General features: G+C 72.3%; 1 protein-coding gene (only partly in view). It reads left to right on the top strand.

The whole window is internal to an SDR family NAD(P)-dependent oxidoreductase gene (locus tag ACFY3D_RS31845) on the top strand: the coding sequence, 50,595 nt in all, runs 12,095 nt past the left edge and 13,371 nt past the right edge, and what appears here is coding positions 12,096-37,224, spanning codon 4,032 (partial) through codon 12,408 (complete); the first codon wholly inside the window starts at nt 2. Both codon boundaries (start and stop) fall beyond the window edges.

The following is a 25,129-nucleotide window of genomic DNA, read 5'->3' on the forward strand; positions in this document are numbered from 1 at the left end:
GGCCGACGTGCAGCGGATGACCGCCGCCGGGCTGCCGCCGATCACCACCGAGCAGGGGCTGGAGCTGTTCGACGCCGCCATCGACTCGGATGCGCCGCTGGTGGTCCCGGTGCGGCTGAACGTACCGGCGATGCCCGCTCAGCTGGTGCCGCCGCTGCTGCGCGGCCTGGTGCGCGGCACCCGCCGTACGGCGGCATCGGCGCCCGCCCTGGGCGAGGGCACCCTGTTGCGGCAGTTGGCCGGGCTGACGCAGACCGACCGGACCCGGTTCGTGACCGACCTGGTCCGCACTCAGGCCGCGGCCGTCCTCGGGTACCCCTCGCTGGAGGCGGTGGACGTCAGGCGGGAGTTCCGCGAGCTGGGCTTCGACTCGCTGACCGCGATCGAACTGCGCAACCGCCTCAACGTGGCCACCGGGCTGCGGCTGCCCTCCACCCTCGCCTTCGACTACCCCACCCCCACCGCGCTGGGAGAGTATCTGCTGAGCGAGGTGCTCGGCGCGCACGGCGACGCCATCCTGCCGGTGGCCACGGTCTCGGTCGGGGACGACCCGATCGCGATCGTCTCGATGGCCTGCCGCTACCCCGGAGGGGTGAACTCCCCGGAGGACCTGTGGCGGCTGGTCATCGAGGGACAGGACGCCATCACCCCGCTGCCGACCGACAGAGGCTGGCAGACCCACGGTGACATCGACCTGAAGGGCGGATTCGTCTTCGACGCGCCCGAGTTCGACGCGGAGTTCTTCCGGATCTCGCCGCGTGAGGCGCTCGCGATGGACCCGCAGCAGCGGCTGCTGCTGGAGGCGGCCTGGGAGGTCCTGGAGAACGCGGGCATCGACCCGGACTCGTTGCGCGGCAGCGACACCGGCGTGTTCATCGGCTCCGTCGGCTCGGGCTACATGCCGGGGGAGGAGTCTCGCGGTCACATCATGACCGGGCAGCTGGCCAGTGTGGCCTCCGGCCGGATCTCCTACACCCTGGGCCTGGAGGGTCCGGCGGTGACGGTGGACACGGCGTGTTCGTCGTCGCTGGTGACCATCCACATGGCGGCACAGGCCCTGCGCAACGGGGAGTGCTCGCTCGCGGTGGCCGGTGGCGTCACCGTCATATCGACGCTCGCGGCGTTCGGAGAGCTCGGTGAGCAGGGCGGCCTCGCACCGGACGCCCGCTGCAAGGCGTTCTCCGACTCGGCGAACGGCATCGGATGGTCCGAGGGCGTCGGTCTGGTGATGCTGGAGCGGCTGTCGGACGCCCAGCGCAACGGCCACCAGGTGCTCGCGATCGTTCGCGGGTCGGCGATCAACCAGGACGGCGCGTCCAACGGCCTGACCGCGCCGAACGGCCCCTCGCAGCGGCGGGTGATCCGCAAGGCCCTGGCCGTCGCCGGGCTGTCCGCCGACGAGGTGGACGCGGTCGAGGCGCACGGCACCGGCACCGCCCTGGGCGACCCGATCGAGGCGCAGGCGCTGCTGGCGACGTACGGTCAGGACCGGCCGGAGGATCGGCCGCTGCTGCTGGGGTCGGTGAAGTCGAACATCGGTCACACCCAGGCCGCCGCGGGCGTCGCAGGTGTCATCAAGATGGTGATGGCCCTGCGGCACGGCATGCTGCCCCGGACGCTGCACGTGGACGAGCCGTCCTCGCACGTGGACTGGGCCTCGGGCGCGGTGGAGCTGCTGACCGAGCCGGTCGAGTGGCCGCGGAACGGTCACCCCCGCCGGGCGGCGGTGTCGTCGTTCGGCATCAGCGGCACCAACGCCCACATGATCCTGGAGCAGGGACCCGAGGCGGCGGAGCCGGCGGCCGAGGAGCCCGCCGGACCGGCGGGCGGCGTACTGCCCTGGGTGATCTCGGCTCGTACGGCCGACGCGGTACGGGCGCAGGCCGGGCGGTTGGCGGCGCACGTTCGGGCCAGGGGCGAGCTCGACCCGGTGGACGTGGGCTCGTCGCTGGTGTCGTCGCGGTCGATGTTCGACCACCGCGCGGTGGTGGTCGGGGGCGACCGGGAGGAGTTGCTGGCAGGGCTGGCGGCGGTCGTCTCCGGAGACTCCACGGCGGGCGTGGTGCGCGGCTCGGCGGATGTGAACGGCCTGACGGTGTGGGTGTTCCCCGGTCAGGGGGCGCAGTGGGCGGGCATGGGCGCCGCCCTGCTGGAGGAGTCGGCGGTGTTCGCGGCGCGGATGGCCGAGTGCGCGGCGGCGTTGGAGCCGTTCGTGGACTGGTCGCTGCTGGACGTGGTCCGGCAGAGCGAGGGCGCCCCGTCACTGGAGCGGGCGGATGTGGTCCAGCCGGTCTCGTTCGCGGTGATGGTCTCGCTGGCGGCGGTGTGGGAGTCGCTGGGGGTTCACCCGGACGCGGTGATGGGCCATTCGCAGGGCGAGATCGCGGCGGCGGTGGTGGCCGGTGGCCTGTCGTTGCAGGACGGCGCCCGGGTGGTGGCGCTGCGCAGCCGCCTGATCGCCGAGCGGCTGTCCGGGCACGGGGTGATGCTGTCGGTGATGGCGCCGGTGGAGCAGGTGCGTGCGGCGCTCGCCGAGGACGGCCTGCTGGACCGGATCTCGATCGCCGCGGTCAACGGGCCCAGGGTGGTCACCGTCGCCGGCGACGGGGAGGCCATGCGGGTGCTGGAGCGGCGCCTGTCGGCCGGAGGCGTCATGCGCTGGCAGCTGGCCGGCGCGGACTTCGCCGCGCACTCGCCCCAGGTCGAGCGGTTCCGTGACGACCTGCTGGCGGACCTGGCGGAGGTGGCGCCGCGGGCGGCGCGGGTGGCGATGCTGTCGACGGCGACCGGGCGGTGGCTGGACGGCACGGAGCTGGACGCCGGCTACTGGTACGAGAACGTGCGGCGGACGGTGGAGTTCGCCCCGGCGGTCGAGCGGCTGCTGGAAGAGCGGTACCGGGTGTTCGTCGAGGTCGGCCCGCACCCGCTGCTGACGCTGGGAATCGAGCAGGCCGTGGACGCGGCGGGAGTGGCCGCGGTGGTCGCCGGGACGCTGCGCCGCGACGAGGGCGGCCTGGACCGGGTGCTGGTCTCGGCGGCCGAGCTGTTCGTGCGCGGCGTGACGGTGGACTGGCAGCAGGTGCTGACCGGCGGCCGGCGGGTCGACCTGCCGACCTACGCCTTCCAGCATCGGCGTTACTGGCCGAGCGGGGTGCGGATCGCCGACGCCCGAGGGCTCGGCCTCGTCGCGGCCGGGCATCCGCTGCTGGGCGCCGCGGTCGGGCTCGCCGACTCCGACGGCGCGCTGCTCACCGGCCTGATGTCGGTGCGTGCGCATCCCTGGCTCGCCGACCACGCGGTGGCCGACACGGCGCTGTTCGCCGGCACCGGCTTCCTCGAGTTGGCGATCAGGGCGGCGGACCAGGTCGGCTGCGACCGGGTGGAGGAGCTCACCCTGGCCGCCCCGCTGGTGCTCACCCGGGACGGCGCCGTCGCCGTCCAGGTGGTGGTGAGCGCGTCCGACGAGACGGGCCGCAGGAACATCGCGATCTACGCGCGGCTCGCCGACGCGCCGGACCAGCCCTGGGTACGGCACGCGGCCGGTGTGCTGGGGGTCGGAGCGCGTACGGCGCGGTTCGACACGGCCGTCTGGCCGCCCGAGGGCGCGGCGCCCATCGCGCTGGACGGGCTGTACGACGATCTGGCCGAGGGCGGCGTGGTCTACGGACCCACCTTCAAGGGACTGCGGGCGGCCTGGCAGCGCGACGGGGAGATCTTCGCCGAGGTCGAGGTGCCGGAGGAGGTCGGCGACGTCGGTCTGTTCGGCCTGCATCCCGCGCTGCTGGACGCGGCGTTGCAGCCCGCCTCGTTCATGAATCTGACGGAGCCGGGCCAGGGGCGGCTGCTGTTCTCCTGGAGCGGCGTCTGCCTGCACGCCAACGGCGCTTCGGCGTTGCGGGTGCGACTGGTCAAGACCGGAGGCGGTTCGGTGTCGCTGGCGGCGGTGGACGCCGAGGGCGCGCCGGTGCTGACAGCGGAGTCGCTGGTGTTCCGGCCGGTGTCCGCGGACCAGATGCTCGCCTCCGGCGGCCAGGGACCGGAGCGGGACGCGCTGTTCACCCTGGAGTGGGTGGTCGCGCCCACGGTCGTCTCTCCGACGGACGCGGTGGCCGGCCTGGACTGTGTCGAGCTGGACTGGTCGGAACCGGGCCGTCCGGAGCTGAGCGAGCTGCGCTGGGCCGAGCCGGGTCAGGCCGAGCCCGGGGCACTGGACCGGGTGCCGGACGTCGTGACCGTCGAGATCGGCTCGCCCGCCGAGGCGGCCGGGGCGCCGGCGGCACGGGAGCTGACCGGCCGGGTGCTGGAGCTGCTGAGGCAGTGGCTGGCCGACGACCGGTTCAGCGAGTCGAGGTTGGTGCTGGTCACCCGAGGTGCGGTCGACGGCGGGGAAGACGAGATCGTCACGGATCCGGCGGCGGCCGCGGTCTGGGGCCTCGTACGTGTCGCGCAGGCCGAGAATCCCGGACGCTTCGTACTGGTCGACGTGGACGAGCGGGAGACCGGGCTGTCGGCGCTGCCCGAGGCGCTGGCCTGCGGCGAGCCCCAGATGGCGATCCGTGAACACGTGGTCCGCGTTCCCCGGCTGGTCCGCCTGACCCCGGGGGAGGACGGCGCGCGGCGGCCGGACCTCGAAGGCACCGTTCTGATCACGGGTGGTACGGGTGGTCTGGGAAGCAACCTGGCCCGGCATCTGGTGGCCGAGCACGGGGTCCGGCACCTGCTGCTGACCAGCAGAAGAGGGCTGGACGCTCCGGGCGCGGTGGAGTTGCAGGCGGAGCTGATCGCGCACGGGGTCGAGGTCACCGTCGTCGCCTGCGACCTGGCCGACCGTGACCAGGTGGCGGAACTGCTCGCCGGCGTGCCGGCGGAGCACCCGCTCACCGCGGTCGTCCACACCGCGGGCGTCCGTGACGACGGCATGATCCCGTCACTGGACGCGCGGCGGCTGGCCAACGTGTTCGGGCCCAAGGTCGACGGCGCCTGGCACCTGCACGAGCTCACCCGGGACCTCGACCTGACCGCCTTCGTCATGTACTCCTCGATGGCCGGGCTGGTCGGCGGCGCGGGACTGGGCGGTTACGCGGCGGCCAACGCCTACCTGGACGCCCTCGCCCAGCACCGCCGGGCCCAGGGCATGGCGGGCCTGTCCCTGGTGTGGGGACCGTGGGCGGCGGACGCAGGCATGGCCGGAGAGCTCTCCGAGACGGACCTCCGCCGGCTGACGGCCGCGGGATTCCAGCTCTTCTCCTTCGCCGAGGGGCTGGCGCTGTTCGACGCGGTCCTGGGCTGCGACACGCCGGTGGTCGCGCCGGTCCGGCTCAACCTGCCAGCGCTGCGGGCGTTCGGTGAGGTGCCGCCGCTGCTGCGCTCGCTGGTGCGGGGCACCCGCCGTACGGCGGCGGCCCCGGTGTCGGGCGCGGACGGGGCGCTGCTGCGGCAGCTGGCCGGGCTGCCCCCCGCCGACCGCGGCCGGCTGGTGACCGAGCTGGTCCGAGCCCAGGCCGCCACGGCGCTGGGACACGACTCTCCGCAGATGGTGGAGGTGCGGCGGGAGTTCCGCGAGCTGGGCTTCGACTCCCTCACCGCCGTCGAACTGCGCAACCGGCTCAACGCGGCCACCGGACTGCGGCTGCCCGCCACCCTGGTGTTCGACTACCCGACCCCCGTGGTGCTGGCGGAGTTCCTGCTGGCCGAACTGCTGGGTGAGCACGGTGACGTCGTCGTTCCGACGGCGATCGCGTCGGTGGCCGACGACCCGATCGTGATCGTGTCGATGGCCTGCCGCTATCCGGGTGAGGTGCGCTCTCCCGAGGATCTGTGGCGGCTCGTCACCGAGGGGCGCGACGCCATCTCCCCGCTGCCGGTCGACCGGGGCTGGCAGGTGAACGGCGAGCTGGACTTCCACGGCGGCTTCATGTCCGACGCCGCGGACTTCGACGCAGGGTTCTTCGGCATCTCGCCGCGTGAGGCCCTGGGGATGGACCCGCAGCAGCGAGTCCTGCTGGAAACCACCTGGGAGGCGTTCGAACGCGCCGGAATCGACCCGCTGTCGCTGCGGGGCAGCGACACCGGTGTCTACGTCGGCGCGAGCGGTTCTGGCTACATCCCGTCGGACGAGGCCCGCGGTTTCATGGTGACGGGCCAGGCGGGAAGCGTGACCTCGGGCCGGCTGTCCTACACGCTGGGCCTGGAGGGTCCGGCGGTGACGGTGGACACCGCGTGTTCGTCGTCGCTGGTGGCGATGCACATGGCGGCGCAGGCGCTGCGCTCGGGCGACTGCTCGCTGGCACTGGCCGGCGGTGTGACCGTGGTGGCCACGCCGATGGGGATCGTGGAGTTCAGCGCTCAGGGCGGGCTCGCCGCCGACGGACGCTGCAAGTCCTACTCCGACGCCGCCGACGGCACCAGCTGGGCCGAGGGCGTCGGCATGGTGGTCCTGGAGCGGTTGTCCGACGCGCGGCGCAACGGCCACCAGGTCCTGGCCGTCCTGCGGGGTTCCGCGGTGAACCAGGACGGCGCCTCCAACGGTCTGACCGCGCCGAACGGCCCCTCGCAGCAGCGGGTGATCCGCCAGGCACTCGCCGGTGCCGGCCTGACCCCCGCCGAGGTGGACGCGGTCGAGGGCCACGGCACGGGCACCGCGCTGGGCGACCCGATCGAGGCCCAGGCACTGCTCGCCACCTACGGCCAGGACCGGCCGGAGGACCGTCCGCTGCTGCTCGGATCACTGAAGTCGAACATCGGTCACACCCAGGCGGCCTCCGGCGTGGCCGGTGTGATCAAGATGGTCATGGCGATGCGGCACGGCGTGCTGCCCAGGACGTTGCACGTGGACGAGCCGTCCTCGCACGTGGACTGGACCTCGGGCGCGATAGAGCTGCTGACCGAGCCGGCCGAGTGGCCCTCGGCCGACCACCCCCGCCGGGCGGCGGTGTCGTCGTTCGGCATCAGCGGCACCAACGCGCACGTGATCATCGAACGGCCGGAGGCGCAGGACGCGCAGTCCGAGGGCGTGCAGTCCCAGAACCGCCCGCCCGCGCCGGACGGCGCCGTGCCGGTCCTGGTCTCCGGCCGGTCGGCGGAGGCGCTGCGGGCACAGGCCGAGCGGCTCACGGCGTACGTGGACGACGAGCCCGGTCTGCGTCTCGCCGACGTGGCGTACTCGACGGCCACCACGCGCTCGGCGTTCGAGTACCGGGCGGCCGTGCTGGCCACCGACCTCGAAGGGCTGGGAGCCGGCCTGCGGGCACTGGCGGAAGGCCGGTCCGGTGCGGGCGTGCTGCGGGGGTCGGCCACGGCCGAATCGAAGCCTGCGGTGCTGTTCACCGGTCAGGGCAGTCAGCGCGCCGGGATGGGCAGGGAGCTGTACGACCGGTTCCCGGTGTTCGCGGCGGCGCTGGACGCGGTGATCGCCGAGCTGGATCCGCTGCTGGACGGGTCGTTGCGTGAGGTGCTGTTCGCCGAGCCGGGGTCGGCTGAGGCGGAGGTGCTGGATCGGACCGGGTGGGCGCAGCCCGCGCTGTTCGCGGTGGAGACGGCGCTGTTCCGGCTCGTCGAGTCGTGGGGAGTCCGCCCCGAGATCATGGCGGGACACTCGATCGGCGAGATCACCGCGGCGCACGTGGCCGGGGTGTTGTCCCTGCCGGACGCCTGCGCGCTGGTGGCGGCGCGCGGCAGGTTGATGCAGGCGCTGCCCGCCGGCGGGGCGATGGTGTCGGTGCGCGCCTCGGAAGAGGAGATCGCCGAGCTGCTGACCGGGCGTGAGACCGAGGTGTCGATCGCGGCCGTGAACGGCCCGGCGTCCGTGGTGATCTCCGGGGATGAGCGGGCCGTTCTCGAGGTCGTGGCCGCACTGGAGAAGCGGGCGGTCAAGACCCGGCGGCTGCGGGTGTCGCACGCCTTCCACTCGCCGCTGATGGACCCGATGCTGGAGGACTTCCGCGCGCTGGCCCGGACACTGACCTTCAGCGCGCCACGGATTCCGATCGTGTCCACGGTGACCGGTGAGATGGCCACGGCCGAGCGGCTGTGCTCGCCGGACTACTGGGTGGAGCAGGTGCGGAGCGCGGTGCGCTTCGCCGACGGGGTGCGCACGCTGCACCGGCAGGGGGTCACGGCCTACGTGGAACTCGGGCCGGACGGGGTGCTCACCGCGATGGCCGCCGACACCCTGGCCGAGCTCACCGCCCAGGACTCGCCCGCCCAGCTCTCCGGCGCCGACGCGGTACTCGCGCCGGTGCTCCGCGGCGACCGCGACGAGCAGTCGTCGATCATGACGGCCCTGGCCGAGCTGCACGTGCGCGGCGTACCGGTGGACTGGCGGGCGGTGCTCCGGGGCGGGCATCGGATCGACCTGCCGACGTACGCGTTCCAGCGTCAGCGGTTCTGGCCCGACGCGGTCGGCTCCCAGCCGGGGAACGTGGCGGCGGCGGGCCTGGCCTCCGCGGGACACCCGCTGCTGGGCGCCGCGGTCGGCCTGGCCGACTCGGCCGGAGTCCTGCTCACCGGCAGGCTGTCGCTGCGGACGCATCCGTGGCTGGCCGACCACGCGGTGGCCGGAACGGTGATCTTCCCGGGTACCGGGTTCCTCGAGCTGGCGATCCGTGCCGGTGACCAGGTCGGCTGCGACCTGGTCGAGGAGCTCACCCTCACCGCGCCGCTGATGCTGGGCGAGCGGGAAGCCGTCGCGGTGCAGGTATGGGTGGGCGCGGCGGCGGAGTCCGGCCGCCGCAACCTGAGCGTTTACGCCCGCCCGGCCGAGGCCGCCGACGACGAGCCGTGGGTGCGGCACGCCACCGGCGTCCTGGCCGTGGCCGACGGTCGCTCTCGCTCGCTCGCCGACATCGCGGCCGGCTTCGACGCGGCGGTGTGGCCGCCGCGTGACGCGACGGCCATCCAGCTGGACGACCTCTACGACCGGTTCGCCGCGGGCGGGTTCCACTACGGGCCGGTGTTCCAGGGACTGGGCGCGGCCTGGCGGGGCACGGACGGCGCGGTGTACGCCGAGGTCGTCCTGCCCGAGCAGGCGCAGTCGAGTGCGGGTTCGTTCGGGGTGCATCCCGCGCTGCTGGACGCGGCGCTGCACTCGGTGAGTTTCGTCGGCCTGGACGACTCCGAGAGCGGCCGGATGCCGTTCTCCTGGGGTGAGGTGTGCCTGCACGCCGGTGGCGCGTCGGTGCTGCGGGTGCGGGTGGCCAGGACCGGTGGTGACGCGGTCTCGGTGATCGCGGTGGACGGCGCGGGGGAACCGGTGCTGTCGGCGCGTTCCCTGGTGCTGCGACCGGTCGCGGCCGACCAACTGACCGTCGGCGGCGGCGACCTGTACCGGGACTCGCTGTTCCAGCTGACCTGGACGGCGTCGTCCGAGACGACGACGGAGGACGGCACCGGGCTCGACCCGGTCGAGCCCGTCCTGGATCTGGCGTCGGATCCGGCGGCGGCGCTGGCGGCGTTGGAGACCGTCCCGGAGACGGTGACCGTCGCGGCCGGTTCCACCGAGCAGGGCGACGTGGTCGCCGGGGTTCACGAGTTGACCGCCGCGGCGCTGGGCCTGCTGCAGGCATGGTCGGCCGACGACCGCTGCCGCCGCTCCCGGCTGGTCTTCGTGACCAGGGGCGCCGTCACGACGAGCGAGGGCGAGACCGTCGCGGACCTGGCGGCCGCCGCGGTGTGGGGGCTGGTGCGGTCGGCCCAGTGGGAGGACCCGGGCCGCTTCGTCCTGGTCGACGTCGACGACGAGCCGTCCTCGTCCGTACTGGCCGGAGTGCTGGCCTCCGGCGAGCCGCAGGCGGCGGTCCGTGAGGGCGGGGTGCGGGTCCCGCGCCTGGCGCGGGTGGCACCGGCCGATGAGGCCGGACAGCCCTGGGACCCGGACGGCACGGTGCTGATCACCGGTGGTACCGGTGGTCTGGGAGCGCAGTTCGCGCGGCACGTGGTGGCCGAACGCGGGGTGCGGCACCTGTTGCTGGCGAGCCGCCGGGGCCTGGACGCGCCCGGCGCGCTGGAGCTGCGGGCCGAGCTGATCGCACACGGCGTCGAGGTCACGATCGCGGCGTGCGACATGGCCGATCGGGATGCGGTAGCGGCGCTGCTGGCCGAGGTGCCGGCCGAGCACCCGTTGACCGCGGTGATCCACACCGCCGGTGTGCTGGACGACGGCATGATCACCTCGCTCACGCCGGAGCGGCTGGCAGGAGTGCTGCGGCCGAAGGTGGACGCGGCCTGGCACCTGCACGAGCTGACCCGGGGCCTGGACCTGGCGGCGTTCGTGCTGTTCTCCTCGCTGGCCGGGGTGATGGGCAACGCGGGACAGGGCAACTACGCCGCAGCCAACGTCTTCCTGGACGCGCTGGCCCAGCACCGGCGGGCCGAGGGACTGCCCGCGCTCTCGCTGGCCTGGGGTGCCTGGACCCAGGACGTCGGAATGACCAGCACGCTGGACGACACCGACATGCGCAGGATGGCGCGGGCGGGGATGCCGTCGCTGTCGCTGGAGCAGGGTCTGGCCTTGTTCGAGGCCGCCGTCGCGCTTGAGCAGGCGGTGCTGGTTCCCGTCCGGCTGCACCTGCCGTCGCTGCGGACGCAGGGTGACGTGCCGGCGCTGCTGCGCGGTTTGGTACGGGGTGGACGCCGGTCGGCGGCGTCGGGCTCGGTGGTGGCCGCGACGCTGCTGCAGCGGCTCGCCCCGCTGGGCCTGGCGGAGCGCACCGAGGTCCTGCTGGATCTGGTGCGTACCGAGGTGGCGGTCGTGCTCGGGCACGCGTCGCCGGAGACCGTGGAGGTGCGCAGGGAGTTCCGCGAGCTGGGCTTCGACTCCCTCACCGCCGTCGAACTGCGCAACCGGCTGAACACGGTGAGCGGGCTGCGCCTGCCGGCCACCCTGGTGTTCGACTACCCGACGCCAGCCACGCTGGCGGAGTTCCTGCTGTCCGAACTGCTCGGTGAGGACGCCGACGTGGTCATCCCCGCGTCGGTGGTGCCGGTCGCGGACGACCCGATCGTGATCGTGGGCATGGCATGCCGCTACCCGGGCGGGGTCACCTCGCCGGAGGACCTGTGGCGACTGGTCAGCGAGGGCGGGGACGCGATCACCCCCTTCCCGACGACGCGCGGCTGGAGCCGCGGCTCTCTGGAGGGGAGCACCGAGAGCCGGGCCGTGAACTACGTGGAGGCGGGCGGCTTCCTGCACGAGGCGGGAGAGTTCGATCCCGGCTTCTTCGGGATCTCACCGCGTGAGGCGCTCGCGATGGACCCGCAGCAGCGGCTGCTGCTGGAGACCACCTGGGAGGCGATCGAGCGGACCGGGATCGACCCGACCTCGCTGCGCGGCAGCCGTACCGGCGTGTTCGCCGGGGTCATGTACCACGACTACGCGACCAGCATGCCGTTCCCGGCGGACGTGGTGGGCTTCATGGGCACCGGCACCGCGGGCAGCGTCGCGACCGGCCGCATCTCCTACACGCTGGGCCTGGAGGGCCCGGCGGTGACGGTGGACACCGCGTGTTCGTCGTCGCTGGTCGCGCTGCACCTGGCCGCGCAGGCGCTGCGCGGCGGTGACTGCTCGCTGGCGCTGGCCGGCGGCGTGACCGTGATGGCCACCCCCAGCCCGTTCATCGACTTCACCGGTCAGGGCGGCCTCGCCGGCGACGGGAGGTGCAAGTCCTACTCGGACGCGGCCGACGGCGCGGGCTGGTCCGAGGGTGTGGGCATGCTGGTGCTGGAGCGGCTGTCGGACGCCCGCCGCAACGGCCACGAGGTGCTGGCGGTGGTGCGTGGGTCGGCGGTGAACCAGGACGGCGCGTCGAACGGGTTGACGGCGCCGAACGGTCCCTCGCAGCGGCGCGTCATCCGTCAGGCGCTCGCCGGGGCGAGGTTGTCGCCGAACGAGGTGGACGCGGTCGAGGGCCACGGGACCGGCACCGTTCTGGGTGACCCGATCGAGGCCCAGGCACTGCTCGCCACCTACGGCAAGGACCGGGACGAGGACCGTCCGCTGCTGCTGGGGTCGATCAAGTCGAACCTGGGTCACACCCAGGCGGCGGCGGGTGCGGCCGGTGTGATCAAGATGATCATGGCGATGCGGCACGGTGTGCTGCCTCGGACGCTGCACGTGGACGAGCCGTCGTCGCACGTGGACTGGGCCTCGGGTGCGGTGGAGCTGCTGACCGAGCAGGTCGAGTGGCCTCAGACGGGTCGTCCGCGTCGGGCGGGTGTGTCGTCGTTCGGGATCAGCGGCACCAACGCGCACGTGATCATCGAGCAGCCCGAGGCCGCGACGGTGGCCCGTCAGCAGGACGGTGGCGTGCTGCCCGGTGCGGAGGCGGAGCCGCCCGCGGTTCCGCTGGTGGTGTCGGGTCGTACGGGTGGGGCGCTGCGGGCTCAGGCGGGGCGGCTGGTCTCGCACCTGCAGGGTCGCGACGCCGCGCTGACCGACGTGGCGTTCTCGCTGGTGGCGTCGCGGTCGGTGTTCGAGCACCGTGCGGTGGTGGTCGGTGCCGGTCGTGAGGGGTTGCTGGCGGGATTGGGTGCGGTGGCTTCGGGTGAGTCGGTGCCCGGTGGTGTGGTCGAGGGTGTGGCTGATGTGGTGGGGAAGTCGGTGTGGGTGTTCCCGGGTCAGGGGGCGCAGTGGGTGGGGATGGGTGCGGCTCTGTTGGAGGAGTCGGGGGTGTTCGCGGCTCGGATGGCCGAATGTGCGGCGGCGTTGGAGCCGTTCGTGGAGTGGTCTCTGCTGGATGTGGTGCGGCAGGTGGAGGGTGCTCCGTCGCTGGATCGGGTGGATGTGGTGCAGCCGGTGTCGTTCGCGGTGATGGTGTCGTTGGCGGCGGTGTGGGAGTCGTTGGGGGTTCGTGCGGATGCGGTGGTGGGGCATTCGCAGGGGGAGATCGCGGCGGCGGTGGTGGCCGGCGGGTTGTCGTTGTCGGATGGCGCCCGGGTGGTGGCGTTGCGGAGCCGGTTGATCGGTGAGCGGCTTGCTGGGCGTGGGGCGATGGCGTCGGTGGCGCTGCCGGTCGAGCGGGTCGAGGCCGCTTTGGTCGAGGGGGTCTCGGTGGCGGCGGTGAACGGCCCGAACTCGGTGGTGGTGGCCGGTGAGGTTCAAGCCGTGGAGAAGATGATCGAGAGTCTTTCCACTGAGGGGGTGCGGGTGCGGCGGATCGCGGTGGATTACGCCTCGCATTCGGCGCAGGTCGATCTGATCGCCGAAGAGCTGGCCGGGGTGCTGGCGGGGGTGAGCCCGGGTTCGGTGCGGGTGCCGATGCTGTCGACGGTGACCGGTCAGTGGCTGGAGGGTCCGGAGCTGGAGGCCGGGTATTGGTGTGAGAATCTGCGGCGCACGGTGGGCTTCGCTCCGGCGGTCGAGCAGTTGCTGGAGCAGCGGTATCGGGTGTTCGTCGAGGTGAGTCCGCATCCGGTGCTGACGGTCGGTATCGGTGAGTGTGTGGACGAGACCGACGCCACCACCGTGATCGCCGGGACGTTGCGCCGCGATGAGGGCGGCCTGGAGCGGGTGCTGGTCTCGGCGGCCGAGCTGTTCGTCCGTGGTGTGACGGTGGACTGGCTGCAGGTGTTGCCCGGTGGCCGCCGGGTGGATCTGCCGACGTACGCCTTCCAGCACCAGTGGTTCTGGCCCGAGAGCACCGGTTCCGGTGCGGGGAATGTGGCCGCGGCGGGACTGGCCGCGACGGATCATCCGCTGCTGGGCGCGGCGATGGGCCTGGCCGACTCCAACGGGGTGGTGCTGACCGGCCGTCTGTCGCTCTCGTCGCATCCGTGGCTCGCCGATCACACGGTGGCCGGGATGGTGATCTTCCCGGGTACCGGTTTCCTTGAGCTGGCGGTGCGGGCCGGTGACCAGGTCGACTGTGACGTGGTGGAGGAGCTGACGCTGGCGGCGCCGCTGGTGCTGGGCGAGGATGACGCGGTCGTGGTGCAGATCGCGGTGGGTGCGCCGGAGGAGAGTGGCCGACGTGCGGTGAACGTCTATTCCCGGTCGGCGTCGGCCGTCGACGATGTGCCGTGGGTGCGGCACGCCACCGGCACGCTCGCCACGGGCGGACGGGCCGCCGTGCCGTTCGACGCGTCCGTGTGGCCCCCGCAGGGTGCGACGGCGATCGAGCTGGACGGGCTGTACGACGAACTGGCCACTCGGGGGCTGGGCTACGGTCCGGTGTTCCAGGGGCTGCGGTCCGCGTGGCAGCGCGATGGGGAGATCTTCGCTGAGGTCGCCCTGCCGGAGCAGGCGACCTCGAGCGCGGGTTCGTTCGGGGTGCATCCGGCGTTGCTGGACGCGGCGCTGCACGCGGTGAGCTTCGCAGGTCTCGACGTGGTCGAGGGAGGTTGGCTGCCGTTCTCCTGGGGTGAGGTGAGCCTGCACGCGGGCGGGGCGGCGCTGCTGCGGGTCCGGTTGACCAGGACGGGTGCCGACTCGGTCTCGCTGACGGCGGTGGACCTGGCGGGAGAGCCGGTGCTGTCGGCGCGGTCGCTGATCGTGCGTCCCTTCACCCCCGACCAGCTGGTCGGCGCCGGTGGGGGGCGTGGTGTGGAGCGGGACTCGCTGTTCGGGGTGGACTGGATCTCGTTGCCGGAGGTGGGGGGTGCGGAGCCCAAGGCAGACGTGGTCGAGCTGAGTGGAGAGCTCGCCTCGCTGGATTCGGCGCCGGATGTGGTCATGATCTCGGTGGGGTCGGCCGATGCCGAGGACGTGGTGGAGTCGACGCACGCGGTGGTCGCGCAGGTCCTGGGGTTGTTGCAGGAATGGTTGGCCGATGAGCGGTTCGTCGGCTCGCGGTTGGTGTTCGTGACTCGGGGTGCGGTCGAGGCGCGGGACGGTGATGTGGTCGTTGATCTGGCGGCTGCGGCGGTGTGGGGGTTGGTGCGGTCGGCGCAGTGGGAGAATCCGGGCCGGTTCGTGCTGGTCGACGTCGATGGTGACGGTGGGTTGTCGTCGGTGCCGGCCGGCGTGCTGGTCTCGGGTGAGCCGCAGGTGGCGGTGCGTGAGGGTGGGGTGTTGGTGCCGCGTCTGGTGCGGGTGGCACCGGCCGATGAGACCGGACAGCCCTGGGACCCGGACGGCACGGTGCTGATCACCGGTGGTACGGGTGGTCTGGGAGGGAGTCTGGCTCGGCATGTGGTGGCCGAGCGTGGGGTGCGGCATCTGGTGTTGACCAGCCGCCGGGGTCTGGAGGCTCCGGGTGCGGTGGAGTTGCAGGCGGAGTTGATCGCGCATGGTGTCGAGGTCACGGTCGCGGCCTGTGACATGGCCGACCGCGACCAGGTGGCGGCTCTGCTGGCCGGGATCGATGCCGACCATCCGCTGACCGCGGTCATTCACACCGCCGGTGTGCTGGAAGACGCGACGATCCCGTCACTGACCCCGGAGCGGCTGGGCAGGGTCCTGCGGCCCAAGGTCGACGCCGCCTGGCACCTGCACGAACTCACCCGGGAACTGGATCTGGCGGCGTTCATCACCTACTCGTCCCTGTCGGGCGTCATGGGAGCACCAGGCCAGGGCAACTACGCGGCCGCGAACACGTTCCTCAACGCCTTGGCGCAGGCGCGCAGGGCCGAAGGGCTGCCCGCGCTCTCGCTGGCCTGGGGGGCCTGGACCCAGGACACCGGCATGACCGGCACGCTGAGTGACGCCGACATGCGGCGGATCACCCGTACGGGCATGCCGCCGCTCTCGGTGGAGCAAGGACTGGCACTGTTCGACGCCGCCGGACGGGTGGCCCGGTCGGTGGTGATCCCGCTCCGGTTGGAGCTCGCGGTGCTGCGCGCCCACGGCGAGGTGCCGGCGTTGTTGCGTGGTCTGGTGCGGGGTGGTCGGCGGTCGGCGGCGTCGGGTTCGGTGGTGGCCGCGACGTTGTTGCAGCGGTTGGCTCCGTTGGGGGCGGCCGAGCGGGCCGAGGTGCTGGTGGACCTGGTGCGTGTCGAGGCGGCGATGGTGCTGGGTCATGCCTCGTCCGACATGGTGGAGGTGCGTCGGGAGTTCCGTGAGCTGGGCTTTGACTCCCTTACCGCGGTCGAGTTGCGTAACCGGCTGAACGCCGCGACGGGGCTGCGGTTGCCGTCCACGCTGGTGTTCGACTACCCGACACCGACCGCGCTGGCGGACTTCCTGCTGGCCGAACTGCTCGGCGAGCACGCTGACGCGATCATTCCGGCGCCCGTCATGCCGCTGAACGACGATCCGATCGTGATCGTGGGCATGGCCTGCCACTTCCCGGGCGAGGTCGACTCACCGGAGGATCTGTGGCGGCTGGTCTCCGAGGACGGAGATGCGATCTCCGAGTTCCCGACCACGCGAGGCTGGGATCTGGGGGCGCTGTACAACCCGGATCGGGAGAGCCGGGGCACCAGCTATGTGCGCGAGGGCGGCTTCCTGGAGAGTGCCACGCAGTTCGATCCGGGGTTCTTCGGGATCTCGCCGCGTGAGGCGCTGGCGATGGACCCGCAGCAGCGCCTGCTCCTGGAGACGTCGTGGGAGGCGATCGAGCGGACGGGTGTGGACCCGACCTCGTTGCGCGGCAGCCGCACCGGCGTGTTCGCCGGCATCTTCTACCACGACTACGGGATGAGCGCGGAGTTCCCGCCGGAGGCGATGGGCTTCCTCGGTACCGGTACGGCGGGCAGCGTCGCGACCGGCCGGATTTCGTACGCGCTGGGTCTGGAGGGTCCGGCGGTGACGGTGGACACGGCGTGTTCGTCGTCGCTGGTGGCGATGCACATGGCGGCGCAGGCGCTGCGCTCGGGTGACTGCGACCTGGCACTGGCCGGAGGCGCGACCGTGATGGCCACCCCCGCGGTCTTCATCGACTTCAGCACCCAGGGAGGGCTGGCAGGCGACGGCCGGTGCAAGTCCTTCGCCGACACCGCGGACGGCACCAGCTACTCCGAGGGTGTGGGCATGCTGGTGCTGGAGCGGTTGTCGGACGCGCGCCGCAACGGCCACCAGGTGCTGGCGGTGGTGCGCGGGTCGGCGGTGAACCAGGACGGCGCGTCTAACGGGTTGACCGCGCCGAACGGCCCTTCTCAGCAGCGGGTGATCCGTCAGGCGCTCGCCGGCGCGGGCTTGTCCTTCACCGAGGTGGACGCGGTCGAGGGCCACGGCACCGGCACCACGCTGGGCGACCCGATCGAGGCGCAGGCGCTGCTGGCGACCTATGGGCAGGATCGGGACGAGGACCGGCCGCTGCTGCTGGGTTCGGTGAAGTCGAACCTCGGTCACACTCAGGCTGCGGCCGGTGTGGCGGGTGTGATCAAGATGGTGATGGCTCTGCGGCACGGGGTGCTGCCTCGGACGCTGCACGTGGACGAGCCGTCGTCGCACGTGGACTGGGCCTCGGGTGCGGTGGAGTTGCTGACCGAGCAGGTCGAGTGGCCTCAGACGGGTCGTCCGCGCCGGGCGGGTGTGTCGTCGTTCGGGATCAGCGGCACCAACGCGCACGTGATCATCGAGCAGGGGCCCGAGGCTCCGGCGGTGGCTCCTTCGCAGGACCTGGCACCGGCTGCGGACGTGGTTCCGATGGTGGTATCGGGTCGTACGGGTGAGGCGCTGCGGGCCCAGGCCGGGCGGCTCGTGTCGTACCTGGAGGGCGAGACTGCTCTTGGGCTGACCGATGTGGCGTTCTCGCTGGTGTCGTCGCGGTCGGCGTTCGAGCACCGGGCCGTGGTGGTCGGCGGGGATCTCCTGACAGGGCTGGGGGCGGTTGCCTCGGGTGAGTCGGTGCCCGGTGTGGTGTCCGGGGTGGCCGATGTGGATGGGAAGTCGGTGTGGGTGTTCCCGGGTCAGGGGGCGCAGTGGGTGGGGATGGGTGCGCGGTTGTTGGAGGAGTCGGGGGTGTTCGCGGCTCGGATGGCCGAATGTGCGGCGGCGTTGGAGCCGTTCGTGGAGTGGTCTCTGCTGGATGTGGTGCGGCAGGTGGAGGGTGCTCCGTCGCTGGATCGGGTGGATGTGGTGCAGCCGGTGTCGTTCGCGGTGATGGTGTCGTTGGCGGCGGTGTGGGAGTCGTTGGGGGTTCGTGCGGATGCGGTGGTGGGGCATTCGCAGGGTGAGATCGCGGCGGCGGTGGTGGCCGGCGGCCTGTCGTTGTCCGATGGCGCCCGGGTGGTGGCGTTGCGCAGTCAGGTGATCGGGCGTGGGCTGGCGGGGTTGGGGGCGATGGCGTCGGTGGCGCTGCCGGTCGAGCAGGTCACCGAGCGGGTGGCGGCGTGGGATGGGCGGATCTCGGTGGCGGCGGTCAACGGCCCGAACTCGGTGGTGGTGGCCGGTGAGGTCGCGGCGGTCGAGGAGCTGGTCGAGCGGTTGGCCGCTGAGGGGGTGCGGGTGCGGCGGATCGCGGTGGATTACGCCTCGCATTCGGCGCAGGTGGATCTGATCGCCGAAGAGCTGGCCGGGGTGCTGGCGGAGGTGAGCCCGGGTTCGGTGCGGGTGCCGATGCTGTCGACCGTGACCGGTCAGTGGCTGGAGGGTCCGGAGCTGGAGGCCGGGTATTGGTGTGAGAACCTGCGGCGCACGGTGGCTTTCGCTCCGGCGGTCGAGCAGCTGCTGGAGCAGCGGTATCGGGTGTTCGTCGAGGTGAGTCCGCATCCGGTGCTGACGGTCGGTATCGGCGAGTGCGTGGACGAGACCGACGCCACCACCGTGATCGCCGGGACGTTGCGTCGCGATGAGGGCGGTCTGGAGCGGGTACTGACGTCGGCGGCCGAGCTGTTCGTCCGTGGCGTGAAGGTCGACTGGCTGCAGGTGTTGCCCGGTGGCCGCCGGGTGGATCTGCCGACGTACGCCTTCCAGCACCAGCGGTTCTGGCCGAACGCGCGGCAGAGCGGTGATGCCCGTGTTCTGGGCCTGGCCGCGACGGGTCATCCGCTGCTGGGTGCGGCGGTGGGCCTGGCCGATTCCGACGGTGTGTTGTTGACGGGCCGCTTGTCACTCTCGTCGCAGCAGTGGCTGGCCGACTACGTGGTGGCGGGCTCGGTGGTGGTACCGGCGTCGGCGTTCGTGGAGTTGGCGGTGCGGGCCGGTGACCAGGTCGGCTGCGAGGTGGTCGAGGAGTTGATCCTGGACGCTCCGCTGGTGCTGGGCGAGGACGACGCGGTCGTGGTCCAGATCGCGGTGGGTGCGCCGGAGGAGACCGGTCGGCGGAGTGTGAGTGTCTACGCCCGTTCGGCGGACGCGGCCGAGGAGGTGCCGTGGGTGCGGCACGCGACCGGCACGTTGGCGACCGGTGCTTCCGAGGTCGTGCCGCTCGACGCGGCGACGTGGCCGCCGGTCGGTGCTACCGAGATCGAGCTGGACGGCTTGTACGAGGAGTTGGCCGAGGACGGTTTCGCCTACGGTCCGGCGTTCCAGGGGCTGCGGGCGGCGTGGCGTCGCGACGGTGAGATCTTCGCCGAGGTGAGGCTGCCCGAGCAGATCGGTGGAGCCGCTTCGTTCGGGGTGCACCCGGCTCTGCTGGACGCGGCGCTGCACGCGGTGACCTTCGCCGGGCTGGAGCCGGTGGAAGGTGGCCGGTTGCCCTCCTCGTGGGAGCAGGTGTGCCTGCACGCGGGCGGGGCATCGGTGCTGCGGGTGCGGCTGGCCAGGACAGACACGGATGCGGTGTCGCTGCTGGCGGCGGATGTGACGGGTGCGCCGGTGCTGTCGGCGCGGTCGGTGGTGCTGCGGCCGGTCCCGGCCGAGCAGCTGGGGGTCTCCGACGGTCGCGGAGTCAGCCAGGATGCGTTGTTCCGGGTGGAGTGGGGGCTCGCGGGCACTTTGCCGGAGGCCGGTGAGGTGTCGGTGGGGATCCTCGGCCCGGACACGTTGGGTGTCGCCTCCACGCTGCGGGCGGACGGGGAGCCGGGTGGCCTTCCGGTGCACGCGGATCTGTCGTCGCTGGCCGAGGCGGGCCCGGTGCCGGCGGTGGTGCTGGCCGAGGTGGTCTCCGACTCGGCGGTCGGGGTGGTGGAGTCGGCGCATGCGCTCACCGCCCACGTTCTGGATGTGGTGCAGAGCTGGCTGGCCGAGGAGCGGTTCGCCGAGTCGCGGCTGGTGTTCCTCACCCGGGGCGCGGTCGCGGCGGGCGACGGTGAGGTGGTCACCGATCTGCCGGCTGCGGCGGCGCGAGGGCTGATCCGTAGCGCTCAGTCGGAGAACCCTGGCCGGTTCGGCTTGGTCGACGTGGACGGGCAGGAGTCCTTGCCCGGTGTGCTGCCGGGGGTGTTGGTCTCGGGTGAGCCGCAGGTGGCGGTGCGCGAGGGTGGGGTGTTGGTGCCGCGTTTGGCGCGGGTGGTGTCCGGTGAGGTTCCGGCCGAGGTTTCCGGTGAGGATGTCGGTCGGGTCTGGGATCCGGAGGGAACCGTCCTGGTCACCGGTGGTACCGGTGGTCTGGGTGCGTTGTTCGCGCGGCATGTGGTGGCCGAGCGTGGGGTGCGTCATCTGGTGCTGACCAGCAGAAGAGGGCTGGACGCTCCGGGTGCGGTGGAGTTGCAGGCGGAGTTGATCGCGCACGGGGTCGAGGTCACGATCGCGGCCTGTGACATGGCGGATCGGGACGCGGTGGCGGCTCTGCTGGCGCAGGTGGACGACGAGCACCCGCTGACCGCGGTGATTCACACCGCGGGTGTGCTGGATGACGGCACGATTCCGTCGCTGACGGCCGAGCGGCTGGACGCGGTGCTGCGTCCCAAGGTCGACGCGGCCTGGTATCTGCACGAGCTCACCCGTGACGCGGATCTCGCGGCGTTCGTGGTGTTCTCGTCGATGGCGGGGGTGATGGGCAACGCGGGTCAGGGTAACTACGCGGCGGCGAACGCGTTCCTTGACGCGCTGGCCCAGCAGCGCCGGGCCGAGGGGCTGGCGGGGTTGTCGCTGGCCTGGGGTCTGTGGGCGCAGGAGACCGGGATGACCGGCACGCTGGGCGCGGTCGACCTGCGCAGGATGGCGCGGGCGGGGATGCCGGCGCTCTCGGCCGAGCAGGGACTCGGGGCGTTCGAGCGGGCGGCGGTGTCGGATCACGCGGCGGTGGTGGCGGCGCGACTGGAGCTGTCGGTCCTGCGCACACTCGCCGAACTGCCGCATCTGATGCGTGGCCTGGTGCGTGCGGGCCGTCGGTCGGCGGTTTCCGTCCTCGCGGGTGGGGATTCGGAGTTGTTGCGGCGGTTGGCGGGGTTGGGTGAGGCCGAGCAGGTTCGGCTGGTGGTGGAGTTGGTGCGGGCTCAGGCGGCGGTGGTGCTGGGGCACGCCTCAGGGGAGGCGGTTCAGCCTGGGCGGGAGTTCCGTGAGCTGGGCTTCGACTCTCTCACCGCGGTGGATCTGCGTAACCGGTTGAATGTCGCCACGGGGTTGCGGTTGCCGGCGACGTTGGTGTTCGACTATCCGACGCCGGCCGTGCTGGCGCGGTTCTTGGTGTCGGAGTTGCTGGGCCGGCAGGAGGTGGCGGTCGGGTCGGGTGTGGTGGCCGGGCCGAGGGTGTCGGTGGCCGATGATCCGATCGTGATCGTGGGGATGAGCTGCCGCTTCCCCGGTGGGGTGAACTCGCCGGAGGAGTTGTGGCGCTTGCTGGTCGAGGGTGAGGACGCGATCTCGCCGGTCCCGGCCGACCGGGGCTGGGACCTGGGGATGTTGTCGGGGACGGGGGTGGATGTCCAGGGTGGGTTCCTGGCGGATGTGGCGGGGTTTGATGCCGGGTTCTTCGGGATCTCGCCGCGTGAGGCGCTCGCGATGGATCCGCAGCAGCGGTTGCTGTTGGAGGGGGTGTGGGAGGCGGTCGAGCGGGCCGGGATCGACCCGCTCTCACTGAAGGGCAGCTCCACCGGGGTGTTCGTGGGCACCAACGGTCAGGACTACATGAGCCTGATGATGAGCACTCCGGCAGATGTGGAAGGCCACGCCATCACCGGTATGTCGGCCAGCGTGCTGTCGGGCCGCCTGTCGTACACGCTGGGCCTGGAAGGTCCTGCGGTGACGGTGGACACGGCGTGTTCGTCGTCACTGGTGGCGATGCACATGGCGGCGCAGGCGCTGCGGTCGGGTGAGTGCAGCCTGGCGCTGGCCGGCGGTGCCACGGTGATGACCACCCCGATCGGGTTCATCGGCTTCAGCGCACAGGGGGGATTGGCCCCCGATGGGCGGTGCAAGGCGTTCTCCGACACCGCGGACGGCACCACCTGGTCCGAGGGCCTGGGCATGCTGGTGCTGGAGCGGCTGTCGGACGCCCGCCGCAACGGGCATGAGGTGCTCGCGATCGTTCGAGGATCGGCGATCAACCAGGACGGTGCGTCCAATGGCCTAACGGCGCCGAACGGTCCGTCTCAGCAGCGGGTGATCCGCCAGGCGCTTGCAGGCGCCGGGCTCTCGGCGTCCGAGGTGGACGCGGTGGAGGCGCACGGTACGGGCACCAAGCTGGGTGACCCGATCGAGGCCCAGGCCCTACTGGCCACGTACGGCAAGGACCGGCCGGAGGACCGTCCGCTGCTGCTGGGCGCGATCAAGTCGAACTTCGGTCACACCCAGGCGGCTGCCGGTGTGGCCGGTGTGATCAAGATGGTGCTGGCTCTCCAGCACGGTGTGCTGCCCAGGACGTTGCACGTGGATGAGCCGTCCTCGCACGTGGACTGGGCCTCGGGTGCGGTGGAGTTGCTGACCGAGGCGACGGAGTGGCCTCAGACGGGGCATCCGCGTCGGGCCGGTGTGTCGTCGTTCGGGATCAGCGGCACCAACGCGCACGTGATCCTTGAGCAGGGGCCGGCAACCCTGCGTATCGAAGCCGAAACGGTGGCGCGGGACGATGCGCCGGCCGCGGGTGCGGGTGTACTGCCGCTGCTGGTGTCGGCTCGTACGGCAGGGGCGTTGCGGACGCAGGCGGATCGGCTGGCCTCGCATGTGGAGGGCCGTCGTGAGGTGGCGCTCACCGATACGGCGTTCTCACTGGCCACGACCCGTCCGGCGTTCGAGCACCGGGCGGTGGTGCTGGCCGATGGTCGCGAGGGTGTGCTGGCCGGGCTGGCTGGTCTGGTCGAGGGTCTGCCGGGTGCGGGTGTGGTGCGCGGGGTGGCCGTGGGTGAGCCGCAGTTGGCGGTGTTGTTCACCGGTCAGGGCAGTCAGCGGGCCGGGATGGGCCGGGAGCTGTATGAGCGGTTCCCGGTGTTCGCACAGGCGCTGGATGCCGTGATCGCGGAGCTGGATCCGCTGCTTGAGGGGTCGTTGCGTGAGGTGTTGTTCGCCGAGCCGGGGTCGGCGCAGGCGGAGGCGCTCGACCGGACCGGGTGGGCTCAGCCGGCTCTGTTCGCGGTGGAGACGGCGCTGTTCCGGCTGGTGTCCTCGTGGGGAATCCGGCCGGACGTGCTGGCGGGTCATTCGGTCGGGGAGATCGCGGCTGCTCATGTGGCGGGGGTGTTGTCGCTGGCCGACGCGTGTGCGTTGGTGGCGGGCCGGGCGCGGTTGATGCAGGCGCTGCCCGCCGGTGGGGCGATGGTGGCGGTTCAGGTCGCCGAGGAGCAGGTCGCCGGGCTGCTGGCCGGACGCGAAGACCAGGTGTCCATCGCGGCCGTCAACGGCCCCACCTCGGTGGTGATCTCCGGGGCTGAGCAGGCGGTGCTTGAGGTGGCCGCGACCCTGGAGGAGCGTGGGGTGCGCACGAAGCGGTTGCGAGTGTCGCACGCGTTCCATTCACCGTTGATGGACCCGATGCTGGAGGACTTCCGCACCCTGGCGAGCAGGCTCACCTACGGGGCGCCGAGGACTCCGATCGTGTCGACGCTGACCGGTGAGCAGGCCACGGCCGAGCAGCTGTGCTCGCCGGACTACTGGGTGGAGCAGGTCCGCGGCGCGGTCCGTTTCGCCGACGGCGTGAGCACTCTGCGCGCGCAGGGTGTGCGGGCGTATCTGGAGCTGGGCCCCGACGGGGTGCTCACCGCGATGGCCCAGGACACGCTGACGACCGACCCGGACCCGACTGCCGCGACGTCCGGTTCTGACGTGGAGCCGGACCCGGACGTGGTGCTGGTGCCGGTGCTGCGCAGGGACAGAAACGAGCACGAGGCCGTTACCGAGGCACTGGCCCGTCTGCACGTACACGGGGTGCCGGTGAACTGGCAGACGGTGCTCCCGCGCGGGCGCCGGGTCGACCTGCCGACCTATCCCTTCGAGCACCAGCGGTACTGGCCCGAGGGGGCAGGCTCCTCGGTGGGCAACGTGGCCGCGGCCGGGCTGGCTACAGCCGGGCACCCGCTGCTGGGCGCGGCGGTGGGCCTGGCCGATTCTGACGGGGTGCTGCTGACCGGAAGGTTGTCGCTCTCGTCGCACCCGTGGCTGGCCGACCACGCGGTGGCCGGGACGGTGATCTTCCCGGGTACCGGGTTCCTTGAGCTGGCGATCCGTGCCGGTGACCAGGTCGGTTGCGACGTGGTCGAGGAGCTCACCCTGGTCGCGCCGCTGGTGCTGGGCGAGAGCGACGCCGTCGCGGTGCAGGTGTGGGTGGGCGCCGCGCAGGAGACGGGCCACCGGAGCGTGAGCGTCTACGCGCGGCCGGCGCAGGCCGCGGACGACGTGCCGTGGATGCGGCACGCGACCGGCACACTCGCGACCGGGGCTTCCGAGGTCGCGCCGTTCGACGCGTCCGTGTGGCCCCCGCAGGGGGCGACCGCCATCGAGGTGGGCGGGCTGTACGAAGGGCTCGCCGCGAGCGGGTTCGAGTACGGCCCGGTGTTCCAGGGGCTGCGGGCGGCCTGGCAGGGCGCCGACGGTGAGGTGTTCGCCGAGATCGTCCTGCCCGAGCAGGCGCAGTCGAGTGCGAGTTCGTTCGGGGTGCATCCGGCGCTGCTGGACGCGGCGCTGCACGCGGTGGCCTTCGCCGGGCTGGACGATTCCGAGGGCGGTCGGCTGCCGTTCTCCTGGAGCGAGGTGAGCCTGCACGCCGGTGGCGCGGCGATGCTGCGCATTCGGATGAGCCGGACCGCTGCCGACTCGGCCACGCTGACGGCGGTGGACGCCGCAGGGGAGCCGGTGCTGTCGGCGCGCTCGCTGGTGCTGCGCCCGTTCTCCCCCGGTCAGCTCGCCGCCGCGGGCGGTGACCACGCGACGGAGCGCGACGGGCTGTTCCGGCTGGAGTGGACCGCGCTCTCCGAAGTCACCGCTGCAGACCCGGCGCCG

The sequence above is a fragment of the Streptosporangium sp. NPDC000509 genome, from assembly GCF_042898365.1.
Taxonomy (GTDB): domain Bacteria; phylum Actinomycetota; class Actinomycetes; order Streptosporangiales; family Streptosporangiaceae; genus Streptosporangium.